General features: G+C 64.9%; 21 protein-coding genes. 10 read left to right on the top strand and 11 right to left on the bottom strand.

Annotation, left to right across the window (positions count from 1 at the left end):
- Positions 1–100 precede the first annotated feature (100 nt).
- Positions 101–844, top strand: coding sequence for a 5-oxoprolinase subunit PxpA (locus BLR77_RS06060; protein ID WP_074675936.1), 744 nt, complete (start codon positions 101–103; stop codon positions 842–844).
- Positions 845–848: 4 nt separating this feature from the next.
- Here the strand turns inward: BLR77_RS06060 and BLR77_RS06055 are convergent, their stop codons facing one another.
- Together BLR77_RS06055 and BLR77_RS06050 are read right to left on the bottom strand one after the other, a co-directional pair.
- Entirely contained in the window at positions 849–1,139 is a 291-nt protein-coding gene (locus BLR77_RS06055; protein ID WP_074675935.1) for a DUF2218 domain-containing protein, read from the bottom strand.
- A gap of 63 nt (positions 1,140–1,202) precedes the next feature.
- Positions 1,203–1,844, bottom strand: a complete 642-nt coding sequence (locus BLR77_RS06050) for an NAD(P)-dependent oxidoreductase (RefSeq protein WP_074675934.1) — start codon at positions 1,842–1,844, stop codon at positions 1,203–1,205.
- Positions 1,845–1,944: 100 nt separating this feature from the next.
- Here BLR77_RS06050 and BLR77_RS06045 point away from each other — a divergent pair, with 100 nt between their 5' ends.
- Positions 1,945–2,832, top strand: a complete 888-nt coding sequence (locus BLR77_RS06045) for a LysR family transcriptional regulator (RefSeq protein WP_074675933.1) — start codon at positions 1,945–1,947, stop codon at positions 2,830–2,832.
- Positions 2,833–2,921: 89 nt separating this feature from the next.
- On the top strand, positions 2,922–3,809 hold the full coding sequence (locus tag BLR77_RS06040) for a PA4780 family RIO1-like protein kinase (protein WP_074675932.1): 888 nt from the start codon (positions 2,922–2,924) through the stop codon (positions 3,807–3,809).
- An 85-nt stretch (positions 3,810–3,894) separates the two neighbouring features.
- On the opposite strand, the gene cueR is transcribed toward BLR77_RS06040, so the two are convergent.
- The 3 genes from cueR to BLR77_RS06020 form a co-directional block, all read right to left on the bottom strand.
- Positions 3,895–4,326, bottom strand: coding sequence for a Cu(I)-responsive transcriptional regulator (gene cueR / locus BLR77_RS06035; protein WP_074675931.1), 432 nt, complete (start codon positions 4,324–4,326; stop codon positions 3,895–3,897).
- Complete coding sequence (locus tag BLR77_RS06030) at positions 4,323–6,704, bottom strand: heavy metal translocating P-type ATPase (protein ID WP_074675930.1); 2,382 nt, start codon at positions 6,702–6,704, stop codon at positions 4,323–4,325. Before BLR77_RS06030 ends, cueR begins: the two co-directional genes overlap by 4 nt.
- A gap of 208 nt (positions 6,705–6,912) precedes the next feature.
- Complete coding sequence (locus BLR77_RS06020) at positions 6,913–7,305, bottom strand: hypothetical protein (RefSeq protein ID WP_074675929.1); 393 nt, start codon at positions 7,303–7,305, stop codon at positions 6,913–6,915.
- Between the two features lie 113 nt (positions 7,306–7,418).
- Between BLR77_RS06020 and BLR77_RS06015 the strand changes: the two genes are divergently transcribed.
- A complete protein-coding gene (locus tag BLR77_RS06015) occupies positions 7,419–7,616 on the top strand; it encodes a heavy-metal-associated domain-containing protein (RefSeq protein WP_074675928.1) in 198 nt (65 codons plus the stop codon).
- Between the two features lie 12 nt (positions 7,617–7,628).
- On the opposite strand, the gene BLR77_RS06010 is transcribed toward BLR77_RS06015, so the two are convergent.
- On the bottom strand, positions 7,629–8,249 hold the full coding sequence (locus BLR77_RS06010) for a TetR family transcriptional regulator (RefSeq protein ID WP_074675927.1): 621 nt from the start codon (positions 8,247–8,249) through the stop codon (positions 7,629–7,631).
- 124 nt (positions 8,250–8,373) lie between these two features.
- Here BLR77_RS06010 and BLR77_RS06005 point away from each other — a divergent pair, with 124 nt between their 5' ends.
- From BLR77_RS06005 to BLR77_RS05995, 3 genes are all read left to right on the top strand, one after another.
- Positions 8,374–9,525, top strand: coding sequence for an efflux RND transporter periplasmic adaptor subunit (locus BLR77_RS06005; RefSeq protein ID WP_074675926.1), 1,152 nt, complete (start codon positions 8,374–8,376; stop codon positions 9,523–9,525).
- 5 nt (positions 9,526–9,530) lie between these two features.
- Positions 9,531–12,668, top strand: coding sequence for an efflux RND transporter permease subunit (locus BLR77_RS06000; RefSeq protein WP_074675925.1), 3,138 nt, complete (start codon positions 9,531–9,533; stop codon positions 12,666–12,668).
- Between the two features lie 90 nt (positions 12,669–12,758).
- The gene (locus BLR77_RS05995; RefSeq protein ID WP_074675924.1) at positions 12,759–13,928 is read left to right on the top strand and encodes a Bcr/CflA family multidrug efflux MFS transporter; all 1,170 of its coding nucleotides are present in this window, start codon (positions 12,759–12,761) and stop codon (positions 13,926–13,928) included.
- 9 nt (positions 13,929–13,937) lie between these two features.
- Here BLR77_RS05995 and ypfJ read toward each other — a convergent pair whose 3' ends face one another.
- Together ypfJ and BLR77_RS05985 are read right to left on the bottom strand one after the other, a co-directional pair.
- On the bottom strand, positions 13,938–14,798 hold the full coding sequence (gene ypfJ / locus BLR77_RS05990) for a KPN_02809 family neutral zinc metallopeptidase (protein ID WP_074675923.1): 861 nt from the start codon (positions 14,796–14,798) through the stop codon (positions 13,938–13,940).
- A gap of 53 nt (positions 14,799–14,851) precedes the next feature.
- Positions 14,852–15,286 carry a DUF411 domain-containing protein gene (locus BLR77_RS05985; protein ID WP_074675922.1) on the bottom strand — a complete coding sequence of 145 codons (435 nt, stop codon included), beginning with the start codon at positions 15,284–15,286 and terminating at the stop codon, positions 14,852–14,854.
- 129 nt (positions 15,287–15,415) lie between these two features.
- Between BLR77_RS05985 and BLR77_RS05980 the strand changes: the two genes are divergently transcribed.
- The gene (locus BLR77_RS05980; protein WP_074675921.1) at positions 15,416–15,793 is read left to right on the top strand and encodes a DUF4345 family protein; all 378 of its coding nucleotides are present in this window, start codon (positions 15,416–15,418) and stop codon (positions 15,791–15,793) included.
- 108 nt (positions 15,794–15,901) lie between these two features.
- Positions 15,902–16,354: an intracellular growth attenuator family protein gene (locus BLR77_RS05975; RefSeq protein WP_139202888.1), complete on the top strand. Its 453-nt coding sequence runs from the start codon at positions 15,902–15,904 to the stop codon at positions 16,352–16,354.
- Positions 16,355–16,357: 3 nt separating this feature from the next.
- Here the strand turns inward: BLR77_RS05975 and trmA are convergent, their stop codons facing one another.
- A complete protein-coding gene (gene trmA / locus BLR77_RS05970; RefSeq protein ID WP_074675919.1) occupies positions 16,358–17,446 on the bottom strand; it encodes a tRNA (uridine(54)-C5)-methyltransferase TrmA in 1,089 nt (362 codons plus the stop codon).
- Between the two features lie 189 nt (positions 17,447–17,635).
- Positions 17,636–18,928 carry an NCS2 family permease gene (locus tag BLR77_RS05965; protein ID WP_074675918.1) on the bottom strand — a complete coding sequence of 431 codons (1,293 nt, stop codon included), beginning with the start codon at positions 18,926–18,928 and terminating at the stop codon, positions 17,636–17,638.
- A 199-nt stretch (positions 18,929–19,127) separates the two neighbouring features.
- Between BLR77_RS05965 and BLR77_RS05960 the strand changes: the two genes are divergently transcribed.
- A complete protein-coding gene (locus tag BLR77_RS05960; RefSeq protein WP_074675917.1) occupies positions 19,128–19,679 on the top strand; it encodes a DJ-1 family glyoxalase III in 552 nt (183 codons plus the stop codon).
- Positions 19,680–19,772: 93 nt separating this feature from the next.
- Here the strand turns inward: BLR77_RS05960 and ada are convergent, their stop codons facing one another.
- Entirely contained in the window at positions 19,773–20,795 is a 1,023-nt protein-coding gene (ada, locus tag BLR77_RS05955) for a bifunctional DNA-binding transcriptional regulator/O6-methylguanine-DNA methyltransferase Ada (protein WP_074675916.1), read from the bottom strand.
- Positions 20,796–20,922 lie beyond the last annotated feature (127 nt).

The following is a 20,922-nucleotide window of genomic DNA, read 5'->3' as shown; positions in this document are numbered from 1 at the left end:
GCGATTGGCCTGCAGGCAGGTGTAAATTTTGTAAATGCGATTAATTCTCGAGTGTGCGACGGACTTTGCGCGTGCTTTGCTGGCGCTCTAAGCTGCCGGCATGAACCCTATTCTTCTCAACTGCGACATGGGCGAGGGCTTCGGCGCCTGGCGCATGGGCGACGACGCGCTGGCCATGCCGCTGATCGATCAGGCCAACCTGGCTTGCGGCTTCCATGCCGGTGATCCGCTGATCATGGCGCGCAGCGTGGCGCTGGCTGTCGAGCATGGCGTCGGCATTGGCGCGCATCCGTCCTATCCGGATCTGCAAGGCTTCGGCAGGCGCCATCTGCAGTGCTCGCCGGAGGAGGTTCGTGCTCTGGTGCTGTATCAGGTGGGTGCCCTGGATGCCTTCTGCCGCGCGTCCGGCTGCCAGTTGGCTTACGTCAAGCCGCATGGCGCGCTGTACAACGATCTGGTTCGCGATGATGCGTTGCTGACGGCAGTGCTCGATGCCTGCGCCAGCTACCGCAAAGGCCTGCCGCTGATGGTGCTGGCGCTGGCTGACAATGATCGGGAGTTGCGCCTGGCTGACGAGGCCGATGTGCCGCTGATGTTCGAGGCGTTCGCCGACCGTGCCTATCTGTCCGATGGGCAACTCGCGCCACGCCGGCTCAATGGCGCTGTGCACCAGGATCCTGAGCGCATCCTCGCCCAGGCCCTGGCCATAGCCCGTGGCGAGCCTTTTGCCGATATCGACGGCAAGCCGCTGCGCCTGCGGGCTGACAGCCTGTGTGTACATGGCGACAACCCCGAGTCGCTGGCGGTGCTGCGTCGTTTGCGCGCCCGGCTGGATGCGCTTTGAGGGATCAGCTGGGCTGCCAGTCCAGGGTCAGCTCTTCCTGCCAGGCAAAGCGCTCGAAGTGGCTGCCGACGACGCCCTCCAGGCGTTGCAGGTCTTCACTGCTGGCGCTTTCAACCCGCAGGCGCAAGCCCTGGTCTTCTGCTTTCAAGGTCGCCAGACCGGCGCCGAACTCGATACGGCCCTGTTGTTCGTCGAAACTGACCGGAATCTTGTGCGCGAAGTGCTTGCACAGACGACTGATATAGCGCGCCGGGGTATCGGTAGCGACGAAGGCGCTGCTGCTGAATAGGGTCATGCAAAATCCTCTTGAGCTGTGTTTCATGGCGCCTGCCGCGCTGCGACAGCGCGGCGGCGAGCCTCAGTAGGCCAGGGTAAAGCGTTGACGAATGTGCTGCGGCTGCTCGACTTCGTCCAGCAGTGCCACGGCCAGGTCGGCCACCGAAATGCTTCCCGGCTCATCGCCATTCATCAGCAGTTCGTCACGACCCAGGCGAAACTTACCGGTACGTGGGCCTGGCACGAGCAGGGCGGCTGGTGAGAGAAAGGTCCACTCCAGCTCCTGTTCGCCGCGCAGGATTTCCAGAGTCTGGCGCGCACCTTCGGCGCCTTCCTTGTAGTCGGCGGGGAAGTCGGGAGTGTCGATCAACTGCACGCCTGGGGCGATGTACAGACTGCCGGCACCACCGACCACCAGCAGGCGTTTGACGCCGGCCTGCTTGCTCGCCGCGATGATCGAGCGGCTACCGGCAATGAACTGCTCACGAATATCCGCGACGCCCCAGCCCGGGTTGAAGGCGCTAATCACCGCATCGTGATCGCGCAACTGCTCGGCCAACGCGGCACTGTCCTGAACGTCTGCCTGAACGGCGGTGAGCTGCGGATGTGCGTCGAGCTTCTGCGGATGACGTACCAGGGCTGTGACCTGGTGACCACGGTTCAGGGCTTCTTGCAGCAGCGGGGCGCCAACAAAGCCAGTGGCGCCGATCAGAGCGATCTTCATGGGGGAAACCTCGAATGGTGATGGTGGACACATGATCGCTGCTGGATAAACGCGGGAAAAAGTGGCTTGATGAACTTGGATAATTAAGCAGGGCTTCATAATGGAGCAGCTCAAACGCATGGCGCTGTTCGCCATGGTGGTGGAGAAGGGCTCGATGGTGGCGGCGGCCGCAGCCATGGGTATGAGCGCGTCGGCCGTCAGTCAGCAGATTCGTCGCCTGGAAGAAGCCACCGGCGTCACGCTGCTGCATCGCACCACGCGCAAGCTGACCCTGACCGAGGCCGGTACGACGTTCTACGACAGCTGTCGGCAGATAGTCGAACTGGCCGAGCAGGCCGAGCAGCGCCTGGCCGAGCAACGTGAAGCGCCGGTTGGCGAGCTGCGTATCGCAGCGCCGGTAGGCTTTTCCGGCCCGCTGTTGTGTGAAGCGCTGGCGCCGCTGCTGAGCGCCCATCCGGCGCTGAGCCTGCGTCTGTTTTTCCAGGACGAGCAGATCGACTTGATCGAGCAGCGTATCGACCTGGCCATCCGCGTTGGCCAGCAGGATGATTCCAGCCTGGTGGCCCGGCACGTCGCCGACTGGCGCATGCTGGTCTGCGCCTCGCCTGCCTATCTGGCGCAGCGCGTCTGGCCGGTGCAGCCGCAGCAGCTGTTCGAGCTGGACTGGATCGCTCTCAACACCGAGTGCAGTCAGCATCTGCTGCTGCACGGGCCGGGCGGCGCGACGCAGCGCCTGCGTCTGGAAAGCCGCATCGCTTGCAACAACATCCTTGCGGCGCGTCAATTCACCCTGGCCGGCATGGGCGTATCGCTGCAGCCGGAACCGGAAGTTCGTGAGCTGCTGGCTCGCGGCGAGCTGCTGGCGCTGCTGCCGGACTGGCAGCAGGAGCCCATCGGCCTGCATATCGTCACTGTGCGTCGTGATGCACAACCGGCCAAGGTGCGTTACGCCATCGAGGCGCTCAGGCGGCATCTGGTCAGTGCCTGAGCGGTGGGAGTCGGCATCTGCCCCGCGCTGTGAGAGGATGACTCCTGAACGTCCCGCCCCTGGCCAAAAAGGACCCGTGATCCACACCGATGAAGACGCCCAAACGTATTGAACCCCTGGTCGAGGACGGCCTGGTGGACGAGGTGCTGCGGCCGCTGATGAGCGGCAAGGAAGCAGCGGTTTATGTAGTGCGCTGCGGCGACGAGTTGCGCTGCGCCAAGGTCTACAAGGAAGCCAACAAACGCAGTTTCCGTCAGGCATCCGAGTACCAGGAAGGCCGCAAGGTGCGTGGCAGCCGGCAGGCGCGTGCCATGGCTAAGGGCAGCAAGTACGGGCGCAAGGAGCAGGAGCAGGCCTGGCAGAACGCCGAAGTGGCGGCCCTCTTCCATTTGGCCAGCGCCGGAGTGAGGGTGCCCAAACCCTACGACTTTCTCGACGGCGTGCTACTGATGGAGCTGGTCACCGATGGTGAGGGTGACGTCGCTCCGCGGCTCAATGACGTCGATCTGCATCCGGATGATGCGCGTGAATTCCACGCCTTCATGATCCAGGAAATCGTCAAGATGCTCTGCGCTGGCCTGGTGCATGGCGACCTGTCCGAGTTCAACGTGCTGCTCGGCCCAGAGGGGCCGGTGATCATCGATCTGCCGCAAGCCGTGGACGCCGCCGCCAACAACCATGCCTTCAGCATGCTCGAACGCGATGTACGCAACATGTCCGAATACTTTGGCCAGTTCGCCCCCGAGCTGAGATACACCAAGTACGCCAAGGAAATGTGGGCGCTCTACGAGGCCGGCAAACTGCAGCCCGACACGGCGTTGACTGGTGAGTTCGCCGAACCGGAAGACGCTGCCGATATCGACGCGGTGATGCGCGAGATCAAGGCCGCGCTGGCCGAGGAAGCGAAGAAGCAGGCCCTGCTCAACGCCGAAGACGAGCCCAAGGACGCCGAACCCATACCGCCCTGGATGCGCTGAGCTGCGCTTATCGGGGGCTGTGCCTTGCCGTAGCCCGGATGAAATCCGGGGCGGTTTTCGCAGCCTCCCCCGGATTGCATCCGGGCTACAAGGTGCCTCCGTGAGCGCATTTCGCTGCGCCGCAGCTCACGCCCTCCTCGATCCCCTTCAATATCGGGCAGTCCGGTCGGTCGTTGCCCTGGCAGCTGTTCGCCAGCTCCACCAGCGTATCGCGCAGCGCGCTCATCTCGGTGATCTTGCGCTCAAGCTCGGCGATATGTTCTTCGGCCAACGCTTTCACATCGGCGCTGGCGCGCTGCTTGTCCTGCCACAGCTCCAGTAGTCTGCCAACTTCCTCCAGAGAAAACCCCAGATCCCGCGCCCGCTTGATAAAGGCCAGACGATGCAGGTCGTTGGCGCTGTACTGCCGATAGCCGCTCTCCGAGCGCCCGGCGCGGGGCAGCAGGTCGATGGACTCGTAGTAACGAATCATCTTGGCACTGAGACCGGTGTGTTTGGCGGCCTGACCGATGTTCATCGCATTGGATCTCCTTTCGGTTTCCAGCGGGTCAGCAGCAGTGCGTTGCTCACCACGCTGACGCTGGACAGGGCCATGGCGGCGCCGGCGAACATGGGGTTGAGCAGGCCGGCGGCGGCCAGCGGGATGCCGATCAGGTTGTAGATGAAGGCCCAGAACAGATTCTGGCGGATCTTCGCGTAGGTGCGTCGGCTGATGTCCAGCGCGGCCGGCACCAGGCGCGGGTCGCCGCGCATCAGGGTGATGCCGGCAGCGTGCATGGCGGCGTCGGTGCCGCCGCCCATGGCGATGCCGACGTCCGCAGCGGCCAGGGCCGGCGCGTCGTTGATGCCATCGCCGACCATGGCCACGGTGCCCTGCTGGCGCAATTCGCCGATCAGCCGCGCCTTGTCCGCCGGTAGCACCTGGGCGTGGGGTTGGGCGATGCCCAGTACGCTGGCCACCGCCGCGACGCTACCCTGATTGTCGCCGCTGATCAGGTGGCTGGTGATGCCCTGTTCGCGCAGCTCGGCGATGGCTTCGGCGGCGCCGTCCTTCAGTAGGTCACCAAAGGCCAGCAGACCGAGCAGGCGTGGCGTGCTGCCGGTTTCGATCAGCCAGGACAGGGTGCGGCCCTCGGCCTCCCAGGCTTGCGCGGATGAGCCCAGCGCGTCGGCCTGCAGGTGGTTTTCTTCCAGCAGGCGGTTGCTACCCAGTTGCAGGCTGCGACCTTCGATCTCGCCGGCGATGCCACGGCCGGCCAGCGCCCGGCTGTCGCTCAGCGCCGGCAGTGTGATGTGCTGTTCGGCACAGCGCTGCAGCACGGCCTTGGCCAGCGGGTGCTCGCTGCCCTGTTGCAGACCGCCGGCCAGGCGCAGCAGCTCTTCTTCGGTGGCCTCTGCCAGGCCGATATGGACGATGCGCGGCTTGCCTTCGGTGAGGGTGCCGGTCTTGTCGAAGGCGATGTGCTGCACGGCGTGCGCCACTTCCAGCGCTTCGGCGTCCTTGATCAGGATGCCGTGACGCGCGGCGACGCCGGTGCCGGCCATGATCGCGGTCGGCGTGGCCAGGCCCAGGGCGCAGGGGCAGGCGATGACCAGCACGGCCACGGCGTTGAGCAGGGCGTTTTCCAAGGGCGCGCCGAACGCCAGCCAGCCCAGCAGCGTGGCCAGGGCGATCAGCAGCACCGCCGGGACGAACACCTGGCTGACCTTGTCCACCAGTTTCTGGATCGGCGCCTTGGCCGCCTGGGCGTCCTCCACCAGGCGGATGATCCGCGATAGCACGGTCTCCGCGCCCAGGGCGGTGGTTTCCACCAGCAGGCGACCTTCGCCGTTGATGGCGCCAGCCGTGACCTTGTCGCCTGGCTGCTTGGCCACCGGCAGGCTTTCACCGCTGATCAGCGCTTCGTCGGCGTGGCTGTTGCCCTCCAGCACCTGGCCGTCGACCGGGAAGCGCTCGCCCGGCTTGACCAGGATGCGGTCACCCAGCACCAGTGCATCGATGCCGACGCGCTCCTCGCGGCCATCGGCCAGGCGCACCGCGTGATCGGGGCGCAGCGCCTGCAACGCGCGAATGGCGCTGGCGGTCTGGCGCTTGGCGCGGCTTTCCAGGTACTTGCCGAGCAGGATCAGACTGATGATCACCGCCGAGGCTTCGAAATACAGATGCGGCATGCCGCCTGACGGTGTCACGGCCCACTGGTACAGGCTCAGGCCGTAACCGGCACTGGTGCCGATGGCCACCAGTTGGTCCATGTTGCCGGCGCGGGCCTTCAGCGCCTGCCAGGCGGCGCGGTAGAAGCGGGCGCCGAAGATGAACTGCACCGGGGTGGCGAGCAGGAACTGCACCCAGGCCGGCAGCATCCAGTGCAGGCCGAAGGGCTCGACCAGCATCGGCAGCACCAGCGGCAGGGTCAGGGCGATGGCCGCCAGCAGCGTCAGACGCTCACGCTGCAAGCGACGCTGCGCCTGATCCACGGTCGGCTGGCCGTCGAGCAGGCTGGCCTTGTAGCCGGCGGTGGCCACGGCTTTCAGCGCCTGTTGCGGGTCGAAACCGGCGAGCACCTGCAGACGTGCTTTCTCGTCGGCGAGATTGACGGCGACCTGGCTGATGCCCGGCAGTTTGCTCAGCGCGCGTTCGATGCGACCGACGCAACTGGCGCAGGTCATGCCTGCGATGCTCAGTTCCAGGGGCTGGCTGGGTACGCTGTAACCGGCGCCCTCGATGGCGGCGATCAGCTGCGTCAGGCTACCGACGGGCGCTTCGATGCGCGCCTGCTCACTGGCCAGGTTGACGCTGGCGCTGCTCACTTCGGGTAATTTGCGCAGTGCGCGCTCGACACGGCCGGCGCAACTGGCGCAGGTCATGCCCTGGATGGGCAGGTCGAAGGTGGTCATGGATGGGCTCCCTGTAGCAGGCCGTTGAAAAACGTAGGCGAGGCAGGCAAGACAAGGCAAAAACGGCCGAAAAAGCGGAGTTTACGTGCTGTAAATGAGCATTTTGAGGTCGTTTTTAACGCAGTAATGCCAACGCAGGTAGTTTTTCAACGGCCTGGTGACGTCATGGCTACAGGATCAACCTTGCCCCCATGGCAAGGTCAAGCCTTCAGTGCAATGGCGGCGCGGCATGCAGTCGCAGACCGTCGCTCTCCATGGCGACGCGGTAACGGCGCACTTCGCCGGCATGGAGCTCCAGCGACTGGCCTGCGAGTTGAGTGATGCCGTCCTGGCATGTGCCGGTGCCGGTCAGGCCAAGGCGCAGCGAGACCTTGCCTGGCGGCAGGTTGAAGGACACCGACTGGCCCTGGTGCAGGCGGGCGGCCATCTGGTCATGCAGATACAGCGCGATCTCGCAGGTGGTCGCCACCTCCAGACGCTCGCGCGAAACGATCAGCACCGCGTAGCCCTCGCCCTGGCTGGTCGATGGCAACGGTGCCAAAGGTTCGGCCTGAGCCAGAGGCGCCAGCAGCAAGGTGAGGGCGGAGCAGAGCAGGCGCATGGTGAGGGACCTCGTGCAGAAACCGGGCGGATGACATGAAGCAAGGGCTTGACCTTGCCATCGTGGCAAGGTCGAGACTACACCCATCGTCCAGCGGTTCAAGGAGTCAGCAGATGCAGCAATTCAAGGTTAGCGGAATGTCTTGTGGTCATTGCGTCAGATCCGTCACCCAGGCGATTCAGGCGCTTGATCAGGCGGCCAGGGTCGAGGTCGATCTGGCTGCAGGGCTGGTGCGTGTGGAGGGCGGCCTGGATGCTGCGCAGATACAGCTCGCCATTCGCGAGGCGGGTTACGAGGTTGCGCCGGCCTAGGGTTTGGAGCGGCTAAGGCCACTGCTGCAGCAGGCCGCGAAAGCAGCTGTCGATCATCGCCGGCGTATCGGTCTGGGCGTCGAACAGGCTGGGGTCGCGTAGCCAGTCGCTGAACAGGCCGACGATCAGCGCGTGCAGCGTGCGCGAGGCCAGGCGCGGGGTGATGCCTGGCTGCAGGTACGGTTGCACGGTCGGCAGGGCGAACTGCTGTTCGCACAGGTCGATGAACTGATTGACGAAGGTCTCGTGACGTTCCTCGGCTTCGCGCAGTTCCTCGGTGAACTCGCAGCGGCGCAGCAGCACGGTGAGGATGCGTCGGCGTTGCTCGTCGAGCACCAGATTGGCCATGGCCTCGATGCACAGATCACGCAGCAGCTGCAGCGATGACAGGCCATCGACCGCTGCCAGTTGCTGGGCCAGCGGCTCCAGCGGTAGGCGTACCTGATTGAGCATTTCGTGGAACAGATGCGCCTTGTTCTGGAAGTGCCAATAAACCGCACCGCGCGTAACCCCGGCATGTCTGGCGATATGCTCGAGGCTGGTATGGGCGACCCCACGCTCGAGGAACAACTGTTCCGCAGCAGCGAGGATGGCGCAGCGGGTTTTCTCCGCATCTTCTTTGGTTCTACGCATGGCGATCCGGTTAATTGGAACTAGGCTCAGATTGTGCCGAGTTTACCGATTTTGCCCCGCCTGCTGGTGGCGGGCTTGGTTGTCCTGCATCTGCCCCGCGTCTAGCCAAGGAGAGGAATGCCTCATGCCCTTCGTTCGTCTGGTCGGTTTCTGCCTGCCCTTCAGCCTGGCCTTGCTGGCCGCGAGCGTCCAGGCTGCCGATGTGCCACCGACAGCGGTGACGGTCGAACAGATCAAGGCCAGCGAACTGCCCATCGTGCTGGAATATCCGGCGCGAACCGCCGGTTACCGCGAGGTGCAGGTGCGGGCTCAGGTCGGCGGCATCCTGCAGGAACGCACCTACCAGGAGGGTAGTCGGGTGCAGAAGGATCAGGTGCTGTTTCGCATCGATCCGCGCCCTTACGAGGCTGCCCTGGCCCGTGCCAAGGGCGCTCTGGCGCAGGAGCAGGCGCGTTTTCGGCAGACCGATCGCGACCTCAAACGCATCCGTGAACTGCAGAAAAAAGGCTTCGCCAGCGAGAGCGAGCTGGACAATGCCATCTCCAATTTCGAGCAGAGCAAGGCCAATATCGAGGCGGCCCAGGCCGAGGTGCAGTCGCGCCAGATCGACCTCGACTACACCACGGTAAAGGCGCCGATCACCGGTATCACCAGCAAGGAAAGCGTCTCCGAAGGCAGCCTGATCGTCGCTGGTGATCCCAGTGCCAGCCTGCTGACGCAGATCACCCAGCTCGATCCGATTTTCGTCAACTTCGCCTACCCGGACGCCGAGGCCGAGCGTCTGCGCCGCGAACTGTCCGAAGGCAGCCTGGTGCCACCGGCCAGCGGCAAACTCAGCGTGGAAGTGCATTTCGGGGACGGATCGGCCTATCCGACCGCTGGCGAAGTGGACTTCACCGACAGTCTGATCGACCGCGGTACCGGCACCGTCAGCGCCCGTGGCGTGGTGCCGAATCCCGAGCAGAAGCTGCTGCCCGGGCAGTTCGTGCGTGTGCAGGTCAAGGGCCTGACTCGCCCCAACGCCGTCACCGTACCGGAGCGTGCCGTCGCCCAGGGGCCGCGTGGCACCTTCGTCTATGTGGTGGATCAGCAGAACGTCGCACGCATGCGTCAGGTCACCACGGGCGATACGGCTGGTGGGCGCTGGGTGATTCTGGCCGGCGTCAGCGATGGCGAGCGGGTCATCGTCGACGGCCTGGCCAAGGTCCGGCCGGACAGCCCGGTCAAGGTCGAGGAGGCGAAGGCAGCCACGCCTGCAAGCCCGGCGCAGGAGTAACGGCCATGATCTCGCGCTTCTTCATCGACCGTCCGGTATTCGCCACCGTCATCTCCATCGTCATCGTGCTCGCCGGCCTGGCCGCGATGCGCGCACTGCCCATTGCCCAGTACCCGGAAATCCTGCCGCCGCAGGTGTCGGTTTCGGCTGCCTATCCTGGCGCCAGTTCGCAGGTCATCGCCGAAACCGTGGCCGCACCGCTGGAGCAGGCGATCAACGGCGTCGAGAACATGATCTACCAGTTGTCCAACTCCTCCAGCAGTGGGGCGATGAGCCTGACGGTGTATTTCGAGGTCGGTACCGACCCGGACCAGGCCACCATCAACGTCAACAACAAGGTGCAGGCGGCGCTGGCCAAGTTGCCGGAGGAGGTACGCCGCCAGGGCGTGAAGGTGGAGAAGAAGTCCTCCGACATCCTCCAGGTGATCACCCTCTACTCGCCGGATGATTCGCGTGACCCGATCTTCATCAGCAACTACGCGCTGATCAACGTCATCGACGAGCTCAAGCGCCTGCCCGGCGTGGGCGATGCCAGCCAGTTCGGCTCCAAGGACTATTCCATGCGCATCTGGCTGCGCCCGGACAAACTGGCGCAGTACAACCTCACGCCCACCGATGTGGTCAATGCCATCCGCGAGCAGAACTCGCAGTTCGCCGCCGGCAGCTTCGGCCAGCAGCCGCTCAAGGTGCCGCAGGACTTCACCTACACGGTAACCACGCAAGGACGCTTCACCGATCCCAAGGAGTTCGAGAGCGTCATCCTGCGCACCGACGACACCGGCGCCAGCCTGCTGCTCAAGGACGTGGCGCGGGTCGAGTTGGGCGCGCAGGACTACTCGCTGGTCACCACCCTCAATGGCCAGCAGAACGCCGCCTTCGGCATTTACCTGCAGCCCGGTGCCAACGCCCTGGACACCGCCGAAGCGGTGCAGCGCACCATGGAGCGGCTGGCCAAACGCTTCCCCGAAGGGATCGCCTACAAGATTCCCTACGACACAACCAAGTTCGTCCGGGTCTCCATCGAGGAGGTGATCCACACCTTCTTCGAGGCGCTGGTGCTGGTGGTGCTGGTGGTGTTCATCTTCCTGCAGAACTGGCGCGCCACGCTGATTCCGGTGCTGGCCATTCCGGTGTCGCTGGTTGGCACCTTCGCCGGCATGTACATGCTGGGCTTCTCCATCAACCTGCTGACGCTGTTTGGCATGGTGCTGGCCATCGGCATCGTGGTGGACGATGCCATCGTGGTGATCGAGAACGTCGAGCGGGTGATGCGCACTCAGGGGCTCAATGCGCGAGATGCCTCGATCAAGGCGATGGAGGAGGTGACCGGGCCAATCATCGCCATCGTTCTGGTGCTCTGCGCGGTGTTCGTGCCGGTGGGCTTTCTCGGTGGCCTGGCCGGGCAGATGTACAAGCAGTTCGCGATCACCATTGCGGTGTCGGTGGTGATTTCCGGCATCGTCGCCCTGACTCTTTCTCCTGCGCTCTGCGCCCTGTTGCTCAAACCCGGACACCACGAGCCGGCGGCACCGTTCCGCGCCTTCAACCGTTTCTTCGACAAGGCCACCGAGGGCTACGGCGCCGGGGTACGTTTCTTCCTCAAACGTTCGCTGGTCGGCCTGCTGCTGTTCGGCGGCATGATCGCACTGATCATGCTGCTGTTCTCGCGTGTGCCCGGCTCGCTGGTGCCCGATGAGGATCAGGGTTACGTGATCAACGCCTACTACCTGCCACCGGCCGCTTCGCTCAATCGCACCGAGGCCCTGAGTGGCGCGGTAAGCCAGCAGCTGATGGAGCATCCGGCAGTCGAAGACGTGGTGACGTTCGCCGGTTTCGACGTGCTCACCTTCGGCGTGCGCAGCAATGCCGGGGTGTCCTTCGTGCCGCTCAAGGACTGGAGCGAGCGCACCACGCCCGAGCTCGATGCGCGCAATCTGACGCGCGAGTTCATGGGCATGGGCGCTGCGCAGAAGGATGGCCTGGTGTTGTCGTTCAACCCACCGCCGATCACCGGCATGAGTACCACCGGCGGCTTCGAGTCCTTCATTCAGGACCGTTCCGGTGGCAGCGTCGAGCAGCTCGGCGAGAAGGTTCAGGCCTTCGTCGAGGCCGCCAGCAAACGGCCGGAGCTGGCCGGTATTCAGAGCACCTTCAGCGCCAACGTGCCGCAGTACTACATCGATCTGGATCGGACCAAGACGCGGGCACTGGGCGTCAGCGTCAGCGACGTGTTCACCGCCATGCAGGCGACCTTCGGCAGTTACTACGTCAACGACTTCACCCTCTTCGGGCGTACCTGGCAGGTCAGCCTGCAGTCGGAATCGGAGTTCCGCCGCAAGCCGGAGGATCTCGGCCAGGTCTACGTGCGCTCCAGCAGCGGCGATCTGGTGCCGCTGTCGACCCTGCTGCGGGTGCGGCGCATCCTTGGGCCGGACTCCTATGACCGTTTCAACGTCTATCCCTCGGCCAAGGTGCTCGGCGGCCCCGCGCCGGGCTACAGCTCCGGACAGGCGCTGGCGGCGATGCAGGAAGTGGCCGACGAGGTGCTCGGCGAGGACTACAGCCTGGGCTGGATCGGCTCTGCCTATCAGGAGCTGGCGACTCAGGGTTCGGGAACCCAGGCCTTCGTCTTCGGCCTGATCCTGGTGTTCCTGATTCTTGCCGCGCAATACGAGCGCTGGACGCTGCCGTTGGCGGTGGTCACCGCCGTACCCTTCGCGGTCTTCGGGGCGATTCTCGCGGTGTGGCTGCGCGGCATTCAGAACGACGTGTACTTCCAGGTCGGCCTGGTCACCCTGATCGGCCTGGCGGCGAAAAACGCCATCCTCATCGTCGAGTTCGCCGTGCTGCTGCGCGCCGAAGGCAAGGGCATCTTCGACTCGGCGCTGGAGGCGGCCAAGCTGCGCTTCCGTCCGATCGTGATGACCTCGCTGGCGTTCATTCTCGGCTGCGTACCGCTGGCCATCAGCTCCGGTGCCGGCTCGGCCAGTCGCCACTCCATCGGCACCGGGGTGATCGGCGGCATGCTCGCGGCCACGCTGTTGGCCACCTTCCTCATTCCGATGTTCTACCTGCTGGTGGAGTCGGCGGCGCAGCGGGTGAGCCAGCGCGGCAAGGCCAGGGAAGAACAGCCGCCGCATTGATAACCGCGAGCCGTCGTTGGGCGGTCCGCGCTTTCATCTGCGGCCTGGTCGGTGAGATGATTAGCCGGCTAACAATTGTCCGGAATATTCATGAACCTGCGAACCCTTCTGATTCTGGGCGCGCTGAGCGCCTTCGGCCCCTTGGCCATCGATTTCTACCTGCCGAGTTTCCCTACACTGGCCCAGCAGTTCGGCACCGACGTCGAACATATTCAGCTGTCGCTGGCGGCTTATTTCGTTGGTATCGCCATTGGCCAGCTGTTCTACGGGCCATTGGCGGATCGTTTCGGTCGTCGCGTGCCGCTGCTGGTTGGTGTGGCGTTGTTCACGCTGGCATCGCTGGCCTGCGCCCTGGCGCCGAACCTGGAGTGGCTGGTGACCGCACGTTTCGTGCAGGCCCTCGGTGGCTGCGCCGGCATGGTGATCACCCGCGCCGTGGTACGCGATCTGTGCGACCCACTGGCGTCGGCCAAGGTGTTCTCGCAGTTGGTGCTGGTGATGGGGCTGGCGCCGATTCTCGCGCCCCTGGGGGGCGGCTTGCTGCTCAACACCCTGGGCTGGCCGTCGATCTTCCACAGTCTGGCGATCTTCGCTGGCCTGTGCCTGCTGGCCGTGCTGTTGTGGTTGCCGGAGACCCGTCCGCAGCATCTGCAACCGGCGCCGCTGAGCGGTGCCTTCGGCCAGTACCGCGCGCTGCTGGGCAATGCGCCATTCATGGGCTACAGCCTGGCCGGCGGTGTGGCCATGGCCGGTATGTTCGCCTATATCGCCGGCTCGCCCTTCGTCTTCATCGAGCTGTATGGCGTGCCGGCCGAGCACTATGGCTGGCTGTTCGGCAGCAACGCGGCGGGTTTCGTGATCATGGCGCAGGTCAACGCGCGCCTGGTGCGTAGCGGCGGCCCGGCGCTGTGGTTGCGGCGCATGGTGCTGGTGTACCTGGCCAGCGGCCTGTGCCTGCTGGTGCTGGCCTTGTGGCAACCGGTGCAGCTGTGGCCGCTGATGGTCCCTCTGTTCATCTGCGTCGCCAGCCTCGGTTGCGTGCTGCCCAATGCCACGGCCTGCGCCATGGCCGGGCAGGGCCGGCATGCCGGCAGCGCTTCCGGGCTGCTGGGCAGCATGCAATTCAGCGTGGCGGCCAGTGCGTCGGCGCTGGTGGCCTTCCTGCATGATGGTTCGGCCATGCCCATGGCGTTGGTGATTGCCCTGTGCGGCGCTGCTGCCTGTGGGTTTGCCTGGTGGAGCAAGCGCTTCGTGGTCTGACCCGGCGCGTTACAGACGAGCCGCCTTGAAGGTGTCGCAGCGCCCCGGCTGGCCGCTCTCGAAACCGGTGCTGAACCAGCGCACGCGCTGCTGTGAAGTGCCGTGAGTGAAGGCGTCCGGCACCACCTGACCGCGCGCCTGCTTCTGTAGGCGGTCATCACCGATGGCGCTGGCGGCATTCAGCGCCTCCTCCAGGTCGCCGGCCTCCAGCCAGTCATGCCGGCGCTGTGCATGATGCGCCCAGACCCCGGCCAGGCAGTCGGCCTGCAGTTCCTGACGCACCAGCAGGCCGCCATCGCCCTCGACCCGCTCGCCGCGCTGGCGCGCCGCGTTGACCTTGGCCGATACGCCCAGCAGCGTCTGCACGTGGTGGCCGATCTCATGGGCGATCACGTAGGCCTGGGCGAAGTCGCCGGCGGCGGAGAAGCGCTGCTCCATCTCGCGGAAGAACGCCATGTCCAGATACACGCGCTGATCGCCAGGGCAGTAGAAGGGGCCAACCGCCGAGCTAGCGAAGCCACAGGCGGAATTGACGCCGCCGGAGAACAGCACCAGTTGCGGGTCGCGATATTGCTGGCCGGCCTGCTGGAACAGCTCGCGCCAGGTGTCTTCGGTATCGCCGAGGATGGCGCGGACGAACTCGCTCTGCTCGTCGTTCGCCGCTGGCGCGCTCTGCGGTTGAGTCACCTGCGGCTGGGTGGCCTGGCCGGCGATCTGGCCAAGGATCTGCAGCGGGTCCTGGCCCATCAGCAGGCCGACGATGACGATCACCGCCACGCCGCCCAGGCTCAGGCCGCCGCCGATGCGCCTGCCGGAACGGCCGCGCGCATCCACCACGTTGTCACTGCGTCTACCGCGTTGCCAGCGCATGGCGGCACTCCTGGGTTGCTGATCGCTGCAGTTTAGCTGCCTTGGCGCCCGACTCAGTTGGCCGGGTAGTCACTGAGCAACTGATCCTTGCGTTCGCTATCCAGGCCGATGACCTGATAGGCGTCGACACGATCACCATATTCCATGCCAGGCGACCCCATGGGCATGCCGGGTACTGCGGCGCCGATCAGGTCTGGGCGCTGACGCAGTTTAAGAATGTCGGCGGCTGGAACATGGCCCTCGACGAACTTGCCGTCGATAACGCCGGTGTGACAGGAAGCCAGGCGCGGCGGTACGCCGAGTCGCTGCTTGACGGCGCTCATGTCGGCCTCGACATGGTCGTTGACGGTGAAACCGTTGTCCTGCAGGTGGCTGATCCAGGCCTTGCAGCAGCCGCAGTTGGCATCGCGGTGCACATCGATGGTCAGGGGCTCGCTGGCATGAGCCAGGCTGGTGAAGAGGCAGAGGGCGAGCAGGGAACGACGCATGGCAAGGCTCCAGATAAACGAATGCTCAGCATAGCGCCGACATAGCGGCTGCCCAAGCCATTGCGACTATGCGTCGCGACCAGTGGCGGCCTATGCTGGCGGCAGTCACCCATTGCCTGGAACCTGCCGATGCTCTTCGCCCGAATCGTCCTGTTGATCCAGATCGCTGCCCTGGTCGTGTTGGGGCTGGCCTACTTCATTCGTCCCGAGGAAATGGCCAGCTTCAGCGGCGCGCTGCTGATGGGCAACGCCGCAGTGACCGAAGTGCGCGCCTACTACGGAGGGCTGCAACTGGGCCTGGCCGCTTACCTGGCGATGGCGCTGATGCGCCTGGACCTGCTGCGCCCGGCGCTGCTTCTGCTGGTGCTGCTGTACAGCGTGCTGGCGCTGGCACGCGCAGCCGGGCTGTGGCTGGACGGGGGCACGCAACAGACCTTCAACCTCTACGCGCTGCTGCTCGAAGTGGTGTCGGCCGGGCTGGCCTGGTGGGCGTTGCGAGGGCTCTAGCGCGAGAGACGTGCGTCACGATACGGCACGCTTGCTGTAGGCGTCACTTGGCAGGAAAATTCGCGGCGCAATACTCCGCGAACAAGGACCTCTGATATGGACATCGTAATGGGCCTGATCGGCCTTGGCTTGATTGCCTTCTTTGCATTCAATGCCACCCGCTTCTTTGGCGAGCATCTCTCGGGACGCATGAATCTTCAGGATCTGCGCCTGCATGGCAAACCCCACCGTACCTTGCAGCAGAACGAGCGTGACAGCCTGGCCGAGTTCGCCGAAGGGTTTGGCTATCTGGGCAGCATGGCGCCTTCATACGAGCCGTTGACTGACGATGTTTATCGTTTGAAAGGCGAGGGCAAAGTCGTTCGCTACAGCATCAGCGGCGCCAATTCTGAAACCACCACGATCGATGGGGTTCCCGTCGAGATTCCCTACACGCTGCGCGAGGTTCTGCTTGCTCAGGATAACGAGGCCGAGGTGGTGCTCGCCAAAGGCCATGCGCTGGTGCTATCGCTCAATGGCTACGCCATTGCCCTGCCGGACAGCACGCAACCAGCGACCTGAGGTTCAGCGCCTTTCCAGCAGTACACCCGCTTCCATGTGGTGGGTGTAGGGGAACTGGTCGAACAGTGCACTGCGCGTCACCTTGTGGGTGTCGCTCAGCTGGGCGATGTTGGCGGCCAGGGTCTCCGGGTTGCAGGAGATGTACAGGATGCGCTGGAAGCGTCGGGTCAGCTCGCAGGTATCCGGGTCCATGCCGGCGCGCGGCGGGTCGACGAAGACGCTGCCGAACTCATAGCTCTTGAGGTCGATGCCGGCCAGACGGCGGAACGGGCGCACCTCGTTCAGCGCCTGGGTCAGCTCCTCGGCGGACAGGCGCACCAGCTCGACGTTGTTCACGCCATTGTCAGCCAGGTTGGCCAGGGCGGCGTTCACTGAGGTCTTGCTGATCTCGGTGGCCAGCACACGGCGCACGCGGGTGGCCAGTGGCAGGGTGAAATTGCCGTTGCCGCAGTACAGCTCCAGCAGGTCGTCTTCACGCTCGCCGAGCACGTCGAAGGCCCAGTTCAGCATCTTCTCGCAGACCTTGCCGTTGGGCTGTGTGAAGGCGCCTTCCGGCTGGCGATAACGGAAACTGCGCCCGGCCACGCTCAGCTCTTCTTCCACATAGTCGCGGCCGATCACCAGGCGCTGGCCACGGGAGCGGCCGACCAGGCTGACGTTCAGCTCGGCAGCCAGGCGTTCGGCCTCGGCCTGCCAGGCGTCGTCCAGCGGGCGGTGGTAGGCCAGGGTGATCAACGCATCGCCGGCCAGGGTGGTGAGGAACTCCACCTGGAACAGCTTGAACGACAGCGCCTCGCTGGCCTGCCAGGCGGCGCGCAGGCGCGGCATCAGCTCGTTGATGCGCAGGCTGGCGATGGGGAAGTCGTCGAGCAGGATCGGCGTGTGCTTGTCGCCCGGCGCGAACATCGCATAGTGACGCTGGCCGTCTTCACGCCACAGGCGGAACTCGGCGCGCATGCGGTAGTGCTCGCGCGGTGAGTCGAACACTGCAGGCTCGGGCGCGGCGAAGGGCGCCAGCAGTTCGACCAGGCGGGCCTTCTTCTCGGCGAGTTGGGCGTCGTAGGTGGCGGGGTCGAATGCGGGGCGGCTCATCGGTCACTCATTGGGGCAGGAAAACGGGGCGACATTGTAGCGGAGGCGATGTTGCCGTGCGTGGCTGTCGATGATCGGTGTGCGGGACGCGGAGCGCCCGGGGAGGCATTCCCACGCAGAGCGTGGGAACGATCATGGCGGTGGGCTGAAGCCCACCCTACGCCTGTTGTCATCCACCTTTTGCGCTGATCAGGCGAAGTAGGCCAGCTTGACGATGAACAGGGCCGAGAGCACCCACATCGCCGGGTTCAGTTCGCGCCAGCGGCCGGCCAGCACCTTGACTGCCGTCCAGGCGATGAAGCCGAAAGCGATGCCGTTGGCGATGGAGAAGGTCAGTGGCATGGCCAGGGCGGCAATGGCCACCGGGGCGGCGACGGTCAGGTCGTCCCAGTCGATCTGCGCCAGGCTGCTCATCATCAGCACGGCGACGAACAGCAGTGCTGGTGCGGTGGCGTAGGCCGGTACGGCGCCAGCCAGTGGGGCGAAGAACAGGGCGAGGAGGAACAGCGCAGCCACCACGCAGGCGGTCAGGCCGGTACGCCCGCCGGCGCTGATACCAGCAGCGGATTCGATGTAGCTGGTGGTGGTACTGGTGCCCAGTGCAGCGCCGGCCATGGTGGCACCGCTGTCGGCCAGCAGGGCACGGCCCAGGCGCGGCATCTTGCCGTCCTTGTCCAGCAGGTTGGCCTTCTGCGCGACACCGACCAGGGTGCCGGAGGTGTCGAACAGGTCGACGAAGAGGAAGGCGAAGATCACGCTGATCAAACCGATATCCAGCGCGCCGGCGATGTCCAGTTGCAGCAGGGTCGGCATCAGCGACGGGGGCATCGACACCACGCCTTTCAGCTCGGACAGACCGAGGACGATGGACAGGCCGGTGACCAGCAGGATACCGATCATCACCGCGCCGGTGACCTTGCGATAGGCCAAAGCGGCGATGACGAAGAAGCCCAGGCAGGCCAGCAGCGCGCCGCCCTTGCTCATGTCGCCGAGGCCGACCAGGGTGGCCGGGTGATCGACCACGATGCCGGCGTTCTTCAGCGCGATGATCGCCAGGAACAGGCCGATACCGGCGGCGATACCGGCGCGCAGCGCCAGCGGAATGCTGTTGATGATCCACTCGCGGATCTTGAAGATCGACAGCAGAAAGAAGATCGCGCCGGAGAGGAACACCGCGCCCAGAGCGGTCTGCCAGCTGTAGCCCATGGTCATCACCACGGTGTAGGTGAAGAAGGCGTTGAGGCCCATGCCGGGCGCCAGGGCGATTGGGTAGTTGGCCAAAAGGCCCATGATCAGTGAGCCGATGGCGCCAGCCAGGCAGGTGGCGACGAACACCGCGCCGTGGTCCATGCCGGTCTTGGCCAGCATTTCCGGGTTGACGAAAAGAATGTAGGCCATGGTCAGGAAGGTGGTGATCCCGGCCAGTACCTCGGTGCGCACCGTGGTGTTATGGGCTTTGAGTTGGAACAGTCTTTCCAGCATGGTGGCTCCCCGAGGCGCGAGCGCGCCGAAATTGATCTGCAGAAAGCAAAGCACATTCGTCCGTACGGGCCGGAAAATTGCTCGATCTGGCAAAAGCCGCGCATCATACCAGCAAGGTTTTGCCGGGTGAATTTACGGTCTGTCGTGTCTTTTTATGACCAGATGGACAGTTTCATTTTCTGTCTGAAGGAGTGGTGAAATGAGCAAGCGAGCACTGATTGCCGTCGCCGATGGTGTCGAGGATCTGGAATGCGTGACCTTGATCGACGTGCTGCGCCGCGCCGATGTGGAAGTGTTGGTGGCGAGTATCGAAGAGCGCAGGATGATCACCTGCGCCCGTGGTACCCGCCTGACCGCCGATGCCATGCTGGTGGACGTGCTGGCGCAGGATTTCGACCTGATCGTCCTGCCCGGTGGCATGCCGGGTGCGCAGCATTTGGCGGATTTCGAGCCGCTGGCCGAGCGCGTACGCAAGCAGGCCAAGGCGGGCGAGCTGTTCGCCGGGATCTGCGCCGCGCCCGCGCTGGCCTTGCAGAGCTACGGGGTGCTCAAGCAGCGGCGCATGACCTGCTACCCGGCGTTCAGTGATCGGCTGAGCGGTTGCACCTTCGTCGACGAAGCGGTGGTAGTCGACGGTAACTGCATCACCAGCCAGGGGCCGGGAACGGCATTGGCGTTTGCCCTGACCCTGGTGGAGCAACTGGTTGGCCGCGGCACACGCAACGAGGTGGCCAAGGCAATGCTGGTGTAGGGGGCGGCGAGAGAGTTGGTGCGCATGGCGCACCCTACGGGTGTTAACGCATAGCGAAGAAAGTCGTAGGGTGCGCCGTGCGCACCGACAGCGCTACGACTGCTCCTGCTCCAACAGTTGGCGCTTGCGTTGCAACCCCCAGCGGTAGCCGCTGAGGCTGCCATCGCTGGCCACCACGCGATGGCAGGGCAGCAGCAGGCCGATGGCGTTGCTGGCGCAGGCGCGGGCAATCGCCCGTGGGTGGCTGTGCAGCTGCCCGGCCAGCTCGGCGTAGCTGCGGGTCTCACCGCAGGGAATGCGCTGCAGCGCCTGCCAGACGCGTTGCTGAAAAGCCGTGCCGCGAATATCCAGGGGCAGATGGGCGGCGCGTTCCGGCTCCTGCAACTGCGCCAGCACCTGCTGCAGCCAGTTGCGCAGACCCTGTTCATCCTCTTCGAGCCGGGCGGCGGCGAAGCGCTGTTGCAACTCGTCACGCAGCGCTGCCGGCTGGTCGCCGAACAACAGGGCACAAACGCCTCGGTCACTGGTCGCCAGTAGCACCTGCCCGAGCGGGCAGGGGGCGATGCTGTAGCGCAGGCGTTCGCCGGCGCCACCCTGGCGGCGCTGAGCGGGGCTCATGGCCTGGGGCTTTTCATACAGCGCGCGCGTGCCGGAATAGCCGGCAGCCAGGGCAGCGTCAAGCACGCTAGGTGCGTGCGGCAGATGGGCTTCCAGGCGCTGGCTGCGCTGTGCTGCGGCCCAGGCATTGGGCGTCATGCCGGTGCGCGCTTTGAACGCCCGGGCCAGATGCGATGGTGACAGGCCGATGCGTGCAGCCAGCTGCGGCAGCGTCAGACGTTGTTCGCCACCCAGAAGCTCACAGGCGGCCGCAACCAGTGCATCGAGTTGCTGGACCGGGCTTTGCCCTTGCGGTGAGCAGCGCTTGCACGGGCGAAAGCCAGCTGCCTCGGCACTGGCTGAATCGGCATGGAAACTGACGTTGTCGCGCCGTGGCCGCCGCGCCGGGCAGTTCGGGCGGCAATAGATGCCGGTGCTGCGCACGGCGAAAACGAAGCGCCCGTCGAACGCCTCATCACGTTCGCAGACGGCTTGCCAGCAGCGTTCCTGGTCGAGCATGGGGCAGCCCTTCGGTGACGATCCTGCTGACGATTGTCGGCTGCGCTCGCTGCTCTGCCAATCCGCATTGCACTTTCAAACCCCTGCTGAGGTCATTTGTATGACGGCGTGAGCGCAAATACAGCCC

Origin of the sequence: Ectopseudomonas alcaliphila (genome assembly GCF_900101755.1) — a bacterium.
GTDB classification, from domain to species: Bacteria; Pseudomonadota; Gammaproteobacteria; order Pseudomonadales; family Pseudomonadaceae; genus Aquipseudomonas; species Aquipseudomonas alcaliphila.
This window is presented reverse-complemented; position numbering and strand designations above follow the sequence as displayed.